This is a genomic window from Rhodococcus sp. NPDC047139 (assembly GCF_040643435.1).
In the GTDB taxonomy this organism is placed as follows: domain Bacteria; phylum Actinomycetota; class Actinomycetes; order Mycobacteriales; family Mycobacteriaceae; genus Rhodococcus.
This window is the reverse complement of record NZ_JBEYUH010000006.1, coordinates 160,482-176,246: the sequence shown is the minus strand read 5'-3', so window position 1 is coordinate 176,246 and position 15,765 is coordinate 160,482. Positions and strand designations below refer to the sequence as shown.

Below are 15,765 nucleotides of genomic sequence, written 5' to 3'. Positions count from 1 at the left end.
CACGTTTCGTACGCGTCTCACGGGGAACACTCCAGGTAACAACCATGTGAACATGGCCGCCGCAAGCACGACGCGAGATAGCAATTGCCACATTATGAAAGGAACGACGATCTCATCGGACCCATCCGTCCACGATCGCTCTCGACACTTCCACCGGCACAGGAGAATCGACAAGACATGGCACCCACCCAGACCGAGCAGCAGGTATCCGGAGCGGGCAGCAGCCGCAAGCTGCTCAAGGCACTGCTGTGCTTCACCGAGGACCGCCCCACCTGGACGGTCGCGGATTTGTCCGAGCGCCTGGATCTGTCGGTGACATCCACATATCGCTATGTCGCCCTGCTGCGCGAGGTGGGACTGCTCGAGGCGTCGTCCGGAAACGGTTACCGCGTAACCGATCTCGTGATGTCGCTTGCCGCTGCCTGCGAAGCTGCCCGTCCCCCGATCATCGAGATCGCCATGCCGATCATGACGCGGATCCGCGACGAGATCGATGAGACCGTACTCGTCGCTCGCCGCGGAGGTCGCGCCGCCTACTGCGTCGACCGGGTGGAGTCCCGGCGACCTGTCCGGCTGCAGTTCGACAAAGGGCAGGCCATGTCACTGCATCGCGGTTCGATGTCACGGGTTCTGCTCGCCTCCATGAGCCGACCGGAGCGGGCGGCGGTCGTCGCGGCGATCGGCGACGAGATCGATGCCGGCCTGGCCGCTCAGATCACCGACGAGGCACTCGATATCGTCCACCGCGACGGCTGGACGGAGAGTTTCGAAGAGATCGACGAAGGTATCTGGGGCACGGCCGCCGCCATCGTCTCGCACGGCAGCACCGTCGCTTCCATCGGAACTGCGGCCCCGATCTTCCGCACCGACGCCGCACGACGCGCTCGGATCGTCTCCCTGGTCCGCGAGGCGGCGTCCGAAATCTCCTCGGCCCTGGACGGATCCGGTTCGTCGTGACGAGACGACTGCGGGCCCGGCAGCGAAACGCCGCCGGGCCCGCAGTCTGTCCGTGCGATCTCAGACCAGTTCGGGATTACGTGGAACGAGTGCCGAGCTCGGATTGAACGCATCGCGAAGCGCGTCCCCGATCATGTTGAACGCCAGCACGATCAGCAGGAGCGCCAGGCCCGGGAAGAGAACCGCCCACCACGACAGGCGCAGAGCGATCTGACTGTCTGCAAGCATGCTGCCCAGCGAGAACACCGGGGCCTGCACACCGAGACCGAGCAGACTCAGACCCGATTCGGCGAGAATGAGCACGCCGGCACTCGTCGACCACAGCACGACCACGGGCGCCAGGACGCTCGGTGCGACGTGGCGCAACATCAGCCTCGGGGTGGATGCTCCGAGAGTGCGTGCCGCCGTGACGAAATCCTGACGCTTGACCTGCGACACCGAGTTCGCGATGGTCCGGGCGTAACTCGTCCATCCCCACACCGACAGGATGATCAGCAGCGGAGTGATCCCGGGGCCGATGACGGCGGTCAGCGCGATGCCGACGGCGACGAACGGGACGGCGAACTGCACGTCCGCGATGCGCATGAGGAACTTACCGGCGAACCTCTCGTACCAGCCGGCGATGATCCCCAGCACCAGACCCAGTGCCGCACTGATGGTCGCGGCCACGATGCCGATCACGAGAGACAGACGCAGGCCGTAGAGGATGCGGCTGAAGACGTCGCGGCCCAGAGAGTCGGTACCGAGCAGGTAGCCACCCTCGCCACCGAGCCAGACCGGCGCCCGGTCGGCCGCGGTGAGGGCCTGCACCGTCGGGTCGTGAGGGGCGATCAGTGGAGCGAAGAGCGCTGCGAGCACGAGCACGCCGAGCGTCAGGAAGCCGACCTTGCCCGTGGGATTCCTCCACGCCTTCGTGAAGATCTCACGCATCCGACCGGGTGACTTCACCACCTTCTCGCTCGAAGTGGGTGATGCGGGGGCAAGCGAGGAAGTCATCAGGCCACCTTCGTTCGGAGACGGGGGTCGAGGACCCGCACGATCGTGTCCATCACGATGTTCACCACGGTGATGAGGATGGCGATGATGAACACGCACGCCTGCACCGCGGGGAAGTCGCGCTGGTTGACGCTGCGCACGAGCAACTGGCCCATGCCGGCGTAGTTGAGGAGAGGCTCGAGGATGAGCAGCGAACCGATCAGGAACGAGAACAGGATGCCCAGATACGAGATCAGCGGGGGCACTGCCAGCGGAACCGTGTGTTTGAACAGCACCGTCCGAGGTGAGAGCCCTTTGGACTTGGCCATCGTCACGGGCCCCTGGGACAGCGCGTCGATGAGCTGTCCGCGGGTCAACCGCGACAGCGTCGCGAATCCCTGGATGGTGAGGACGACGATCGGGAGGACAAGGCTTGCAGACCCACCGCCTGTGGCGGGCAACCAGCCGAGCGTGATCGCAAAGATCAGGACGAGGACCAGCGCGATCAGGAAGTACGGGATGCCGTCGAGCACGAAGGCTCCGGCCATGAGCAGCCGGCCCCGGATGTCTGCCTGGTGCAGCGCGGCGTAGGTACCGATTGCGAAGGCGAGCAGGGCGGCGAGCAGCAGTGCCGGCAGGACGATCGACAGGCTCGGCGCGAGGCGTTCGAGGGCGAGGGTACTCGCGGCCTCCTTCGTCACGAACGACGTACCGAAATCGAAGGTGAAGGCACCGACGAGAGCGTCCACGTACTGCACGATCAGCGGAGCATCGAGGCCCAGCCGCTCACGCGTCGCTTCGACGACCGCGTCGGAGGCCTCGGGCGGCGACATGAGGACGGCGGCGTCGCCGGACAGTCGCGTGAGGGTGAACATCAACGTCGTCACACCGATGATGACGGTCACCAGCAGCAGGAGTTTCCACATCACGAAACGAGCGATCTTCATCGTCGATCACCGCCCGTTCGCCGCGGGTACGTCCTCGACGCACCCGAAGAGACGTCCGACGAAACGCTGCCGTTCCTCTTCGAGCACAGCGGCGTGCTCGTCGTCGAAGGCGAGTTCCTCGAGTTCCTCCGCCGACATCAGGCCACGCCGGCTGAGAGTCCCCTCGAGCAGCAGCAACCGGTCGCGGGTGACCCACAGCTCGGAGGCCACTTCGAGGAGCATCCGGTAGACGGTCTCGACGTCTGTGTCGGCCGCCAGATATCGCGGGTTGTCCGCTGCGAATCCGGGCATGAGAACCTCCTAGGAAGCGGCCGCGGCCGCGGGAGCGAGCGGGAGCGGAGCAGCGACGACCGAGCGTGTGTGCAGTTCGGTCGCCAGCGTCAGCTCACCGGGGAAATGACAGGCGACAGCGCGATCCTCCGCCGGTCCTCCACCCGGAACGACCGTCAGCAGCGGACGCTCGGTGGAGCACTGGGGGCGCGCGATGGGGCAACGACCGTGAAAGGCGCATCCCGACGGCGGATTCGCCGGAGACGGCAGCTCCCCCTGCGGCACAATCCGGTTCTCGGGCGAGAGTTCCATCGATGCGAGCGAGGTGCTGTACGGGTGGAGGGGCCGCGTGAAGATGTCCTCGCTCGTGCCGATCTCGACGATACGACCGAGATACATCACCGCGATCCGGTGGCTGATGCGGCGCACCAGGGCGAGGTCGTGGCTGATGAACAGGTAGGACAGCCCGCGCTCCGCCTGGATGTCCTCCAGCAGATTGATGATCTGTGCCTGGACGGAGACGTCGAGCGAGGCGGTCGGTTCGTCGGCCACGATGAGTGCGGGGTCGAGCATGAGAGCGCGGGCGATGCCGATTCGCTGCCGCTGCCCGCCCGACAGCTCGTGCGGATAGCGATACGCGTAGGCCGCTCCCAGGCCGATCGAATCGAGCATCTGCTCGACCTTCGCCACGCGTTCCGCCTTCGTCCCGATCCGATGCACATCCAGCGGTTCGCGCAGAATGTCTCCGAGCCGCATGTAGCCGTTGAGCGAGGTCGTGGGGTTCTGGAAGACCATCGCCGTGCGGCTGCGCAGCTTCTTGCGAAGCTCCGCGCCCTTGATCCGGGTCACGTCGTCGCCCTCGAACACGATCCGGCCGGCGGTCGGGTCGTACAGACGCAGCGCAGTTCGTCCCACGGTGGTCTTGCCGCTGCCGGATTCGCCGACCAGCCCGACGGTTTCACCGCGACGCACCGTCAGGCTCACGCCGTTGACGGCATGAACCTTACGGCCGTCGGGGCTGGTGAACGTCTGCACCACGTCCTGAAGATCCAGAACGACATCATCGGCGATCATGAGGCCTCCAGCGGAGCATCGATGGCGGCGGTGGCACCGCCCGTTTCGGACTGGACACGCGTGCACGCGGTGCGGTGCACGGTGTGAGTGTCGATGAGGACCAATTCGGGGCGCGACGTGCGGCACACGTCGACGGTGAACTCGCAACGGTCGGCGAAGGCGCACCCCGGCGGCAGGGCGTCGAGGGCCGGCGGACGGCCGTCGATCGTGCGCATCCGCGTGCCCGTGTTGTGCTTGGGCGCGGTCTGCATGAGTGCCCAGGTGTACGGATGCCGGGGAGCGGCCATCACCTCGGCCGTGGGGCCTTCTTCGACGACCCTGCCCGCATACATCACGACGAGACGGTCGGCGATACCTGCGATGACGTCGAGGTCGTGGGTGGCGATCACGATCGTCAGCCCCATCTCTCGGTTCAGTTCGAGCAACAGCTCGAGAATCTGCGCCTGCGTGGAGACGTCGAGGGCGGTTGTCGGTTCGTCGCACAGCAGCAGTTGCGGCCGCGCGACGAGTGCCATCGCGATCAGCACCCGCTGCAACTGCCCACCCGACATCTCGTGTGGATAGGCCGTCATGCGCGTCTCCGGGTCGGGCAGGCCGACCCGTCGCAGCATCTCGACGGACAGTTCCCGGGCCTGCTGCTTCGACAGCCACGGATCCGCAGAACGCGCCGACTCGACGAGCTGGCCGCCGATCGAGTGCATGGGATGCAACGAGCTCCACGGGTCCTGCAGAACGATCCGGGCATGGCCGGCACGAAACCGACGCAGTTCGTCGCGGCTCATGGCAGCGACGTCGCGACCGTCGGCGAGAATCCGTCCGGTCACCCGCGCACCCCACGGCAACAGCCGCATCGCCGACAAGGCTGCGGTGGACTTCCCGGAGCCGGACTCTCCCGCGAGGGCGACGACCGAACCCTTCGGCACTTCGAACGAGACACCGTGCAGAATCTGCAACTCGTCGTCGGCACGCGGAAGATAGACCTCGAGGTCCTGCAGCGAGAGTGCCACGGGGACGGTCTCGGCCGGGGCTGCCGGACCGACCGGCGCGAAGGCGACTGGGGACATGGTTACTCCTGGATCAAGGGTTTGCGCGCCGTGGTGCCCATGGGATGGAAACCCGGTGCGAGTTCGAACTGCTCGACGTCGACGAATCCGGCCTGCCGGGCCACCTCGACGAGATCGAGGGTCGCGGAGGTGCGCCACCAGGGCTCGTTGCCGTGTTCCGCATCCCAGTCGTCGTTCCATGCCTGATAGGGAGGACGACGGTCGTACCGGCCGACATCGGCGAAGTGGACGTGTCCTCCCGGCCGGAGCAGCCGGAACGCTTCTGCGAACACCGCTTTGACGGCGTGCGGCGGAATCTCGTGCAGCAGGATGAACGAGGTCACCAGATCCGCCGAGGCGTCGGGAAGACCCGTATCCTCCGCCGGCGCGCGGCGGAACGCCACTGTCGTTCCGGCCTCTTCGGCCCGCCGTGCCGCGTAGACGAGTTCGGCCCGGGACAGGTCGACGCCCGTGATCGACGCCTGCGGATAGGCTTCGGCGAGCTTCAGCGTGTACTGACCCGTTCCACATCCGAGATCGACGATGTCCGTGTAATTTTCACCGGGAGCGCTTCGAGCGAAAGTGGCACGCTGCGCGAAGATGTCACCGTTTCCGCCGTAGACCTTCGTGAGCAGGAAGTGGTAGACGAGCTCGTGGTGGATGAATCCCATGTGCTCGTGCCCGTCCCAGCCCCCGGTCGTGCCGTGGAATTCGTAATCCCAGTACCGGGGTGCCGACTTCCCCGGCGCCTCGGCGACCGCCGTGGAGGACGGAACGGCGAGCGGTTCGAGCACATTGCGCCGACGTTCGAATGCGTCCATTGCACGCGGGGTCGTCACGGTCCGCGTCCATCGACGAGCTGCTGCCGAAAACCGGTAGTGCGCAGACGCTTCGGCGACCGGGTCGACCACCGCGCGGGTTGCGGCGATATCGGTCACCACCGCCGGCAGGACACCTGCCCCCTCGATGTCCTGCCGCAGCTTCGTTCGCAGTCCCGACGAGGCGGTGGTGATGGTTCGGACGAATTCGAGCTCTGCGCGTCCTCGTTGGTCGACGTGTTCGCCCTTGGTCCGGGTGGGGGCGCATCCGGCTCCCGAGCCGCCGGCGATGGATTCCGTGGTCATCGTCGCAGTGCCTTTCTCGATCGGGACGACAGGTCGGATCAGGACGTCTTGACGGCGTCGTCGAACATCAGCATGAGTCCCGAGCTGAAGTCGATCCCGGAGATCGACGTGGTGGTAGCCCCGACGCTCGGGCTCGAATAGGTCCACAGGACGTAGTCCTTGTCGAGGATGTACTCGCTCGCCTCGACGATCTTCTCCCTGCGTGCATCCTCGTCGAGTTCGGTGCGCGTCGCCTGGTACAGCTCATCCCAGGCGGGGTCGGCGACCATCGCATTGGATCCGCGTGCGATCTGTGAGAACGGCCGGTCGGCGTCGTACATGCCGACGTAACCCAGACCCTTGTAGAAGATGTCGGCGCTGCTGCCTTCGCGCAACTGCTGCGACCACACGGCAATCTCGAGGGTCTCGACAGTGGGTTCGAAGCCCACAGCGGCCAACTGGGCACCGACCGCTTCGAGCAGTGACTTGTACATGCTCAGACCCGCGATCTTGATCTGGGCTCCCTCGGCACCCGCCTCGGCGAGCAGACGCTTCGCCTTCTCCGGGTCGTATGCGGGGCGGGTGATCGTGTCGGTGTAACCGTTGATCGCCTCGAGCGGAAGCTGGCCGTCCTCCTTCATGCCCGCGCCATAGGTGAGAGCCTCGATGAGTTCGTCGATGTTGATTGCCGCGTTGGCCGCCTCCCGGACGCGTTCGTCTGCGAACGGGCCCGAGACCGAGTTGAACTGCATCATGTTCTGGCTACCACCGAACTCGTTGGAGAGCACGAAGTCCGGATTGGTCCCGACCGTCTTGATCGCCGGCATGCCGAGCTGGTGTGCGACGTCCACCTGACCGGATTCGAGTGCCGATGCGAGCGAGGTCGGATCGCTGAAGTACCGCATGTCGATGTTCGGAGTCTTCGGTGCCTCGCCCCAGTACCCCTCGTAGGCATGGAACATGACGCCGGTGTTGAGGTCGAACTCACCGATGGTGTACGGACCGGTGCCGACCGGCGCGGCGGCGAAGCCGTCGGGACCGAGCTGTTCGTAGAGTGCCTTCGGCACGATCGACACCTGTCCGACCGCGTTGAGCAGCAGGGCATCCGGCCCCTTGGTGGTGATGCGCACCGTCGAATCGTCGAGTGCGGTCACGGTGTCGATCCCCGTGAGCACGCTCGAGGTGACGAAGGATTCCTCGATGGTCTCGTTGAAGGAGAACACGACGTCGTCAACCGTCAGCGGTGTCCCGTCGTGGAAGGTGACACCCTCGCGGATGGTGAAGTCCCAGGTGGTGTCGTCGACGCGGTTCCAGTCGGTGGCCAGGCCGGGCTCGGGTTCACCGCCGCCGATGATCCGCACGAGGGATTCGAAGGCGTTGTACTGAGCGGTCTGATACTGCATGTCGAGGGGGTTGAGTGCGCGGATCGAGATCGTGGAGCCGACGACGATGGTGTCGGCCGCGGCCGAGCCGCCTGCCGAGTCGGTACCGGGCGCACACGCCGACAACAGCGCTGCGGAGAGTGCGAAAGCGATTCCGGCGGACGCGACCCTGCGGGTCTTGCGGCGGCGGAGCGGGGCGGGAGCAAAAGTGGTCATGTCGAATCCTGAGAGGTATGAGAGGTACAGGTCGTCATCCGGCAACGTTGCCGAGAGCACGGTCCACTCGTTCGTGGTGGTCCAGGACAGCACCGAAGACGCGAGAGACGAAAGCGTCGCGCTCGGCAGCGAGTGCGGCGGCGGTCTCGGTGTCGGGGAGGTACTCGTCGATCCGGGCTGCCTCGAGGACTCCGGCGTCCGCGAGCAGTTTCTCCAGAATCATGTTGCGGTCCTTGAGGACCCAGACTTGAGAAGTGAGTTCCGCGACCATTCGGGCGAGGTCGTCGAGGCGGTTGTCCGAAAGGTAGTTCGGGCGGGCAGCAGTCGGGTTCACTGGCATGTCGATCGGTCCTGGTGCGATTCGGTGGGTTTGACGGCGTGGGTGATCCACGGGAAGACTCCCCCCGAGGCACCGTAGGAGGTCACCTCGGTGAATCCGACCCGCTCGAGCATCCCGACCAGATCTCGGCCGAGCGCTTCCCGCCAGTACGGTTCGCCTCGGTTCTCGGTTTCCCAGTCGAGTACCACGGCGTCGAAGGCCGGGTGCCGGTCGTAAGGGGCAACCTCGCCGAGGAGGAACTCACCACCGGGTTCGAGCAACCGGAACGCCTCCGCGAGGATGGCCTCGGCGCCGGTGTCCGGAACCTCGTGGAGCAGCGAGAACATCGTCACGAGATCCGCTGCGCCGTCCGGGAGCTGGGTGCGCTCGATGTCGGCGTGCAGCCACTCGATCGTGTCGATTCCCCGCGCTCGTGCGGTCGCGATACCGTGGCGCAGTGAGCTGACCGCGAGATCGATTGCCGTGATGGGCGACTCGGGGTAGGTGTTCGCTAGGGCGAAGGTGTATCGGCCGCTGGAGGCACCGAATTCGACGATGCGTCGATAGGAATCACGTCGGCCGGCGCCGGCGACGGTCGCACGATGATCCTTGCGCGCCTGTCCCGTTCGGACAGCGCCGACTCCACCCGGAACCAGCACGTAGTGGAAGACCAGTTCGGTGATGGCCGGACCCATGAGGTCGTGACCGTTCCATCCGCCGGGCGTGAGATGGAACTCGTTCTCCCAGTACGAGGGTGGGACGACATCGGGATCCACTTCGAGCTGCTGCTCGGGTGACGCGAGCCATGCCTCGACAGTGGGCCTGATGCTCTCCACCGCGGGAAGCGCACGGACATATACTTCTTCCGCCACCCACCGGGTGATGAAGCGATCGAACGCCCACGCCGGTGAATCCGCGAGCACCCGCGCTACCGACGCCCGTCGTTCGTCGAGCCCGGTCGGCGCCTCGGGTACCGCATTCAGGTACTCGCGCCGTGCATCCGACTGCAGGACACCGCCGGTGAACTTCTGCGTGGCACCGAGGAACTCCAGACCGGCCCGATGGGCTTGCTGTAGCCGAACGTCCACGGGATCCTCCGAATCCGAATGAGATGGTGCGGATCTGATTGCCGCTATGTGGATATTTCTACATCACGATGTGGCAGAGACGAACATCCGAGACGTAATGTTTACTTCCGCGCAATAACTGCTTTTGCGCAGGTCACATCGCGTTCCACTAGTTGCGCCGAGCGGAGATCAACGCAACGACATTTCCCAGGCACAGAGCCATGCCGATTGCGCCGACCACGACACCCAAGGCGGTCAACGACGGCGCGGCGGCGCCGCTGTCGGCTGTACCAACCGTGTACGCGACGATCACTGCAGAGAAGTTCGCGCCGACGAACTGTGCAGTGCGGTACACACCACTGACACTGCCGGCATGCGAGGTCGGCACGGATTCGTGCAACACGAGTTGATTGCCGAGATTGTTGAACCCGTTCGGTATTCCGAGCAGCACGCCGACGAGGACCAGCAGCCAGATCGGGCTGGACGCATCCAGGACGCCCGCCATCACCGCCCCGGCCACGAGGAACGCCGCAGAGCCGATGAGCAGGAGCCAGCGGGGTGAGCATCGCCGGGACATTCTCGTGGCGGCCATCGTCCCGAGCACCCCGACCCCGAAGATCGGGAACATGAGCAGGCCCGACATCACAGGCCCCAGGTCCCGTCCCGCCTCGAACCACACCGGCATTCCGTAGAACACGCAGTAGAAGGCCGTGAAAGTCGTCATCCCCCTCATGCATGTCAGGGACAGCGCCGGATACCGCGCGAGCAGCCGGACGTCGACGAACGGTGTGCGGGCGCGGGATTCCCGCAGGACGAAGAGTCCCGCAGCGGCGATCGTCACGAGTAGCAACGGCCAGATCATCCGCTCGGTCGATTCGATCAGGAAGACCAGCAGGCTCAGCAGGGTAGTGACGAACAGTGCCATACCGAGCGGATCGAGGTCGCGCACGGTGCGGCGTATGCCCGGCCGATCGGTGCGCGGCGGGTCCGCAGGTACCACGCGCCACACCCACCACGCCGAATTGAGCAGCAGTGGAACATTGATCCAGAAGATGCCCTGCCAGCCCATGCCGGCGACGACGAGACCACCGAGCGCGGGTCCGAGTGCAGCACTGGTCTGGCCGCAGACGGCGATCACGCCGAGCGCGGAGGCCGGAGAGGCGCTCCGCTCCGCCGCGATCCGGCGGATCAATGCCATGGCGGCCGGGAACTGAGCCGAAGCACCTAGACCCAGCAGAACCCGATCCGCGATCAACCATCCGGTCGATGGCAGGAAGGGTCCGGCGAACGTCGCCACCGCGACGATCGCCAGGCCCCAGAGATAGATGCGACGTGCACCGAAGACGTCGCACAGCCGGCCCGCAACCGGAGCTCCCACCGCAGCCGCGATGTACATCGACGAGATCAACCACGGCAACGACGATGAATCACCGAAGTGCTGCGCGATCGACACCAGCGCGACCGCGATCAGTGCCGAATTGAAACCCTGCAGAATCGTTCCGGAGCCGAGGGCGAACGCGAACGAGCGGGGCAGGGACTCCCCCTGCCCCACCGGCCGCTTCGTCGATCGCCCCGCTGCGGGGGCGCTCAGAGCTCCGCCGCCTGTGCCGGCGTCACGAACAGCACGTCGTCACGGGAGGCCAGTCGGCCGAGCAGGCGATCGGCGACGTCGGCGTAACATGCCTGACCCAGAACCCAACCGAACCAGTTCAATCCGAGGAACCTGCCACCGACGATGTCTGCATCCGCGACGAGTTGGTCCACCGTCTCGTCGACGAGGTCCTCGTACGAGAGATACGGAAGGTTGCGCGTGTACATCGCGAACATGTCCTCGGTTTCCAGACCGAAAGGCACTGCCGTGAGCCCGTTTGCGGCGCCGTCGAGCGGAACCGGACGTTCGTCGGCGGGCCAGTCGCCGAACCACGCGAAGCCCTCCTCGGCGAGCAGGCGCGGAGTCCTCTGCGACTGGCATCTCTCGGGGGAGAACCACCCTGCCACCGTGGAACCGGTGGCAGTCTCGACGGACGCCTTCGACTCCCGGATGTAGGACCGCTCCTGTTCTTCCGACATCTGCGGACTCACCACGAGCGTTGCCGCGCGGCCCCGACAGACGATCTCGGCGGCACGGGGTGCGACGGCGCGCGCGAGTCCGGGCTTGCGGGTCACGCCGTACTCGTCGAGCGCGACCGCCGCCGGCACGCCGTGCTTCTCCGCGATGGACAGCAGACGGAAGATCCCGACGGTGAGCCCGAAATCCCACTGGGACAGTCGTGCGACCTGCCCCTTGGGCGGGTTGGCCTCTCGCCCGACACCGCCGGCGATGTACCCCGGCCCGAAGTCACCCGCCTCGATCGTGTCCTGATATTGCGGCGCATGGAGCAGCAGGCTCACCGCCAGCTTCTTGCCGGCGGGTAGTACGAGCGGTGGCCGCAACCCGTCATGAGTGATGGTGACATTCGGAGCAAAAACTACTGCATCGGAAGGATTCTCGATCAACTTGCGGGTAGCGTCGATTATCATGCCTGGACCTCACCTGCGAGAGCGGCAGCGTGTGCGACCTGCTCGTCGTAGAAGTGTTCGATGTAGTATTCGCTGATTTCTTCGGCTGTGGCGATCCAGATCCGGGGGTCGCTGCGCAGGAAGTCGAAGATCTCCTCGATGTACCGGATCATGTGCGGTTGTCCCGAGACGAACGGATGGGTGGCCACGCATGTCACGCGAGCCTGACCGTCCTCCTCGGCATCCTGCAGCAGGCGACTCACCTGCGCCTTTGCCTGATCGGCGAAGAACCGCCCGGTGTGGTTGCGGGTGGTGACGATCGGAAAGTCGTTGAGCATGAAGCTGTACGGGATCGACACCAGCTTGCTCTCGCCGGTGGTGCGGAGCGGTCGCGGTTGTTCGTCGTGGATCCAGTCCGCGTGGTAGATCATCCCGTGTTCGGCCATGAGGTCGCAGGTGGCATCGGTCCCGGACACTCGCGGCCCGAGCATGCCCTTGATCGGCTTTCCCCAATACTTCTGCGCGAGAGCCTGATTGAGGCGATAGAACTCGTTCTCCTGCTCGGGCGTGAGCCCGAACAGCGGTCGCAGGTTGGAGATGCCGTGACTCATGATCTCCCAGTTCCGCTCTGCCATCGCATCACGGATCTCGGGGAACTCCTCGAGAACGACCAGTGAGAGCGAAACGGTGGACGGGATCTCGTATGCGTCGATCGCGCGGAGCATCCGCCAGAAGCCCACGCGGTTTCCGAACTCGCGGTGGAAATAGTGCTGAGGGTCCGGGCTGGGTGCACGGCCGGTGGGTCCACCGCCCCCGGGCGCGACGAAGTCGTAGTGCTCGACGTTCGGAGCGTGCCAGACGGCAACGGTCTTACCGTCGGGCCATGTGACCCGCGGCCGATCAGTGATGGGACTGTAGACGAGGCGCTCTTCCGGGGAGATCACGACGGCCGCCCCGCGGCGACGCCATGCGCGGAGCGTTCCCGCGCCAGCGCGGCAAGTCGCTCCATCGTCTCGTCCTTGGTGACGACATCGGCGTAGCGGTCCTGCATGTCCCACAGCGCGACTTCTCCGGACAGTGTCCGGAAGTCGTCCACGCACTCCTCGACGACGCTCACCCGGTAGTTGCGGTAGGCGGCATCGACGACGGTGGCGCGGACGCAACCGCTCGTACTGGTTCCGGTCATGATGATCTCGTCGACCTCGAGCGACTGCAGCAGCTCGTGCAGCCTGGTCTCGTAGAAGCCGCTCGCCACCGTCTTCTCCACGACGTGGTCGGTGTCGGCGACCGGGAGGAGCGGGTGCATCTCCGTCCAGGGATTTCCGCGCTCACAGACCTCGGTCAGGCTCGATCGCACGCGCTGCGCGAGCATCCGGTCGTCGAGGGAGTCGAGAATCACGACGAGGAAGACCACAGGCACCTGCGCGGCACGTGCGGCGTCGAGGAGTTCGGCAGTGTGGGTCACGGCGTCGAGTGCGGTGGATCCGCACTTCTCGTGTTGAGTGAACGCCTTCTGGAAGTCCACCACGACGACGGCCGGGTTCTCGCCCGCCCCGATCCGAGTCCTCGACGCGCGCAGGGCGCGGATGCCGGCTACTTCTTCGTTCCAATCGACGGTCATGATTTCCTCGCATTTGTGGCTGTCCGAGCGCGATGCTCAGGAACCATATTGCGGGAATCGTGAATCCATAGTGTGAAGCGATTGTTACAAACAATCGCAATGTGGCACGAATCAGCCGATCAGCTTCACAATATGGGAATTAGAGCCGTCCCCTGAATGCACGAATGCCGCCTCCGGTCGAGCCGGAAGCGGCATTCGTCGTTACGGGACAGTTCAGCCCAGGCGCTGCTTCAGGGCCTCGAACTCGTCGCGGATGCCGGACGGCACCTTCTCGCCGAGGAATTCGAACCACTCTGCGATGCCGTCGATCTCGGCCTTCCAGTCCTCGACGTCGACCTTCAGAGCCTCGTCGACGTCGGCCGGATCGACGTCGAGACCGTCGAGCGTCAGGTCGGCGGCCGTGGGCACGTACCCGATCGGCGTGGACTGGGCGCCGGCCTTGTGCTCGATACGGTCGACGATCCACTTGAGCACGCGCGAGTTCTCGCCGAAGCCCGGCCACAGGAAGCGGCCGTCATCGCCACGACGGAACCAGTTGACGTAGAAGATCTTCGGCAACTTGTCCTCGTCGGCGTTCTTGCCGAGCGTGATCCAGTGGTTCAGGTAGTCGCCGGCGTTGTAACCGAGGAACGGCAGCATAGCCATCGGGTCACGACGGACATTGCCGACCTTGCCCTCGGCCGCGGCCGTCTGCTCGGACGACAGCGTCGCACCGAGGAAGGTGCCGTGCTGCCAGTCGAAGGACTGGCTGACGAGCGGCACCGTGGTCTTACGACGTCCGCCGAACAGGATCGCCGAGATGGGCACGCCCTGCGGATCGTCCCACTCGGGGGCGAGGATCGGGCACTGCGACATCGGGGTGCAGTACCGCGAGTTCGGGTGCGCGGCATTGGTGCCGGACTCGGGGGTCCAGTCGTTGCCCAGCCAGTCGGTGAGGTGCGCCGGGGTCTCGCCGCCGATGCCCTCCCACCAGATGTCGCCGTCGTCGGTCTTGGCGACGTTGGTGTAGATGGTGTTGCCGGCTTCGATGGTGGCCATCGCGTTCGGGTTCGAATCCGTGCTGGTGCCCGGTGCAACGCCGAAGAAGCCGAACTCGGGGTTCACGGCGTACAGCCGGCCGTCCTTGCCGAAACGCATCCACGCGATGTCGTCACCGAGGGTCTCGGCACGCCAGCCGGGGATGGTCGGCTGGATCATCGCGAGGTTGGTCTTGCCACACGCCGACGGGAATGCCGCGGCGACGTAGTACGCCTTGTCCTCGGGGGAGATGAGCTTGAGGATGAGCATGTGCTCGGCGAGCCAGCCCTCGTCGTGAGCCATTGCCGACGCGATCCGCAGCGAGTAGCACTTCTTGCCGAGCAGGGCGTTGCCGCCGTAGCCCGAGCCGAAGCTCCAGATCTCACGGGTCTCGGGGAAGTGGGTGATGTACTTCGTGTCGTTGCACGGCCACGGAACGTCCTGCTGGCCGGGCGCGAGCGGAGCACCCACCGAGTGCAGCGCCTTGACGAACGGACGGTCGGTGCCGAGCTTCTCGAGCGCTGCGGTGCCCATCCGGGTCATGATGCGCATCGAGACGACGACGTACTCCGAGTCGGTCAGTTCGACGCCGAGCTTCGGGTCGTCGGCACCGAGCGGGCCCATGCAGAACGGCACCACGTACAAGGTGCGTCCCCGCATGCTGCCGCGGTACAGCTCGGTCATCGTGGCGCGCATCTCGTCGGGGTCGACCCAGTTGTTGGTCGGGCCCGCGTCGATCTCGTTCTTCGAGCAGATGAAGGTGCGCGACTCGACGCGGGCAACATCGGACGGATCCGAGTGCGCGAGGAACGAGTTCGGCTTCTTATCGTCGTTCAGACGCGTGAAGGTGCCGGCTTCCACCAGCAGAGAGGTCAGACGGTCCCATTCCTCATCGGAGCCGTCGGCCCATACGACGCGATCGGGCTGGGTGAGCTCGGCAATCTCCTGGACCCAGGCAAGCAACTCGGCATGCTTGGTCGGAATCTTGTCGTCGGTACCGTTCAAACCGGGAATGGTCGCTGAGGTCATCAAAACTCTCCTGGGGTGTGCCCGGAACCGGATCCCACCTCCGACCTGCACTTTGCGGCGCAGACAGTGGTAGATCCGGGCTTTCCCCTCTCGGCAGGGGTACCACCTACATCGTCCGTGGCCGAACAGTCGAAGTAGGCGCCGGATGTCCTTTTCATAGAGGTTAGCGTCGGGAGGCCGACCAGCGTCACTCGGGGCCGGTCGGAAATATCACAAGAACGATTCAGAGCCCGCGCACAATACCGC

Annotated in this window: 15 protein-coding genes; 1 reads left to right on the top strand and 14 read right to left on the bottom strand. The window is 65.4% G+C overall.

Going from position 1 to position 15,765, the window contains the following annotated elements; all coding sequences use genetic code 11:
- Positions 1-177 precede the first annotated feature (177 nt).
- On the top strand, positions 178-957 hold the full coding sequence (locus ABZ789_RS09950; RefSeq protein ID WP_358422656.1) for an IclR family transcriptional regulator: 780 nt from the start codon (positions 178-180) through the stop codon (positions 955-957).
- Positions 958-1,017: 60 nt separating this feature from the next.
- Here ABZ789_RS09950 and ABZ789_RS09945 read toward each other — a convergent pair whose 3' ends face one another.
- The 14 genes from ABZ789_RS09945 to ABZ789_RS09880 all read right to left on the bottom strand — a co-directional run bounded on the left by ABZ789_RS09945 (position 1,018) and on the right by ABZ789_RS09880 (position 15,519).
- A complete protein-coding gene (locus ABZ789_RS09945; RefSeq protein ID WP_358422653.1) occupies positions 1,018-1,953 on the bottom strand; it encodes an ABC transporter permease in 936 nt (311 codons plus the stop codon).
- Entirely contained in the window at positions 1,953-2,879 is a 927-nt protein-coding gene (locus ABZ789_RS09940) for an ABC transporter permease (RefSeq protein WP_358422650.1), read from the bottom strand. Before ABZ789_RS09940 ends, ABZ789_RS09945 begins: the two co-directional genes overlap by 1 nt.
- A gap of 6 nt (positions 2,880-2,885) precedes the next feature.
- Entirely contained in the window at positions 2,886-3,170 is a 285-nt protein-coding gene (locus tag ABZ789_RS09935; RefSeq protein ID WP_358422647.1) for a hypothetical protein, read from the bottom strand.
- 9 nt (positions 3,171-3,179) lie between these two features.
- Positions 3,180-4,223: an ABC transporter ATP-binding protein gene (locus ABZ789_RS09930; protein ID WP_358422644.1), complete on the bottom strand. Its 1,044-nt coding sequence runs from the start codon at positions 4,221-4,223 to the stop codon at positions 3,180-3,182.
- Positions 4,220-5,287 (bottom strand): ABC transporter ATP-binding protein, encoded by a 1,068-nt coding sequence (locus ABZ789_RS09925; protein WP_358422641.1) that lies wholly within the window; start codon positions 5,285-5,287, stop codon positions 4,220-4,222. The genes ABZ789_RS09930 and ABZ789_RS09925 overlap by 4 nt, the downstream gene beginning before the upstream one ends.
- A gap of 2 nt (positions 5,288-5,289) precedes the next feature.
- Positions 5,290-6,390 (bottom strand): methyltransferase domain-containing protein, encoded by a 1,101-nt coding sequence (locus tag ABZ789_RS09920; RefSeq protein ID WP_358422638.1) that lies wholly within the window; start codon positions 6,388-6,390, stop codon positions 5,290-5,292.
- A 38-nt stretch (positions 6,391-6,428) separates the two neighbouring features.
- Complete coding sequence (locus ABZ789_RS09915) at positions 6,429-7,967, bottom strand: ABC transporter substrate-binding protein (RefSeq protein WP_358422635.1); 1,539 nt, start codon at positions 7,965-7,967, stop codon at positions 6,429-6,431.
- A 34-nt stretch (positions 7,968-8,001) separates the two neighbouring features.
- Complete coding sequence (locus tag ABZ789_RS09910; protein WP_358422632.1) at positions 8,002-8,307, bottom strand: hypothetical protein; 306 nt, start codon at positions 8,305-8,307, stop codon at positions 8,002-8,004.
- Positions 8,298-9,374, bottom strand: coding sequence for a class I SAM-dependent methyltransferase (locus tag ABZ789_RS09905; RefSeq protein WP_358422629.1), 1,077 nt, complete (start codon positions 9,372-9,374; stop codon positions 8,298-8,300). The genes ABZ789_RS09910 and ABZ789_RS09905 overlap by 10 nt, the downstream gene beginning before the upstream one ends.
- A 148-nt stretch (positions 9,375-9,522) precedes the next feature.
- Positions 9,523-10,905, bottom strand: coding sequence for an MFS transporter (locus tag ABZ789_RS09900; RefSeq protein WP_358422626.1), 1,383 nt, complete (start codon positions 10,903-10,905; stop codon positions 9,523-9,525).
- 35 nt (positions 10,906-10,940) lie between these two features.
- Positions 10,941-11,873 carry a hypothetical protein gene (locus tag ABZ789_RS09895; protein WP_358422623.1) on the bottom strand — a complete coding sequence of 311 codons (933 nt, stop codon included), beginning with the start codon at positions 11,871-11,873 and terminating at the stop codon, positions 10,941-10,943.
- Positions 11,870-12,796 carry a polysaccharide deacetylase family protein gene (locus tag ABZ789_RS09890; protein WP_358422620.1) on the bottom strand — a complete coding sequence of 309 codons (927 nt, stop codon included), beginning with the start codon at positions 12,794-12,796 and terminating at the stop codon, positions 11,870-11,872. Before ABZ789_RS09890 ends, ABZ789_RS09895 begins: the two co-directional genes overlap by 4 nt.
- The gene (locus ABZ789_RS09885; protein WP_358422618.1) at positions 12,793-13,473 is read right to left on the bottom strand and encodes an isochorismatase family cysteine hydrolase; all 681 of its coding nucleotides are present in this window, start codon (positions 13,471-13,473) and stop codon (positions 12,793-12,795) included. The genes ABZ789_RS09890 and ABZ789_RS09885 overlap by 4 nt, the downstream gene beginning before the upstream one ends.
- 213 nt (positions 13,474-13,686) lie before the next feature.
- Positions 13,687-15,519, bottom strand: coding sequence for a phosphoenolpyruvate carboxykinase (GTP) (locus ABZ789_RS09880; protein ID WP_358422615.1), 1,833 nt, complete (start codon positions 15,517-15,519; stop codon positions 13,687-13,689).
- Positions 15,520-15,765: the final 246 nt, after the last annotated feature.

Bases quoted from the DNA above. Each gene is read 5' to 3' on its own strand.
- ABZ789_RS09925 (WP_358422641.1), bottom strand. From the start codon at position 5,287: ATGTCCCCAGTCGCCTTCGCGCCGGTCGGTCCGGCAGCCCCGGCCGAG.
- ABZ789_RS09950 (WP_358422656.1), top strand. From the start codon at position 178: ATGGCACCCACCCAGACCGAGCAGCAGGTATCCGGAGCGGGCAGCAGC.
- ABZ789_RS09880 (WP_358422615.1), bottom strand. From the start codon at position 15,519: ATGACCTCAGCGACCATTCCCGGTTTGAACGGTACCGACGACAAGATT.
- ABZ789_RS09930 (WP_358422644.1), bottom strand. From the start codon at position 4,223: ATGATCGCCGATGATGTCGTTCTGGATCTTCAGGACGTGGTGCAGACG.
- ABZ789_RS09940 (WP_358422650.1), bottom strand. From the start codon at position 2,879: ATGAAGATCGCTCGTTTCGTGATGTGGAAACTCCTGCTGCTGGTGACC.
- ABZ789_RS09945 (WP_358422653.1), bottom strand. From the start codon at position 1,953: ATGACTTCCTCGCTTGCCCCCGCATCACCCACTTCGAGCGAGAAGGTG.
- ABZ789_RS09935 (WP_358422647.1), bottom strand. From the start codon at position 3,170: ATGCCCGGATTCGCAGCGGACAACCCGCGATATCTGGCGGCCGACACA.
- ABZ789_RS09895 (WP_358422623.1), bottom strand. From the start codon at position 11,873: ATGATAATCGACGCTACCCGCAAGTTGATCGAGAATCCTTCCGATGCA.
- ABZ789_RS09885 (WP_358422618.1), bottom strand. From the start codon at position 13,473: ATGACCGTCGATTGGAACGAAGAAGTAGCCGGCATCCGCGCCCTGCGC.
- ABZ789_RS09910 (WP_358422632.1), bottom strand. From the start codon at position 8,307: ATGCCAGTGAACCCGACTGCTGCCCGCCCGAACTACCTTTCGGACAAC.
- ABZ789_RS09915 (WP_358422635.1), bottom strand. From the start codon at position 7,967: ATGACCACTTTTGCTCCCGCCCCGCTCCGCCGCCGCAAGACCCGCAGG.
- ABZ789_RS09920 (WP_358422638.1), bottom strand. From the start codon at position 6,390: ATGACCACGGAATCCATCGCCGGCGGCTCGGGAGCCGGATGCGCCCCC.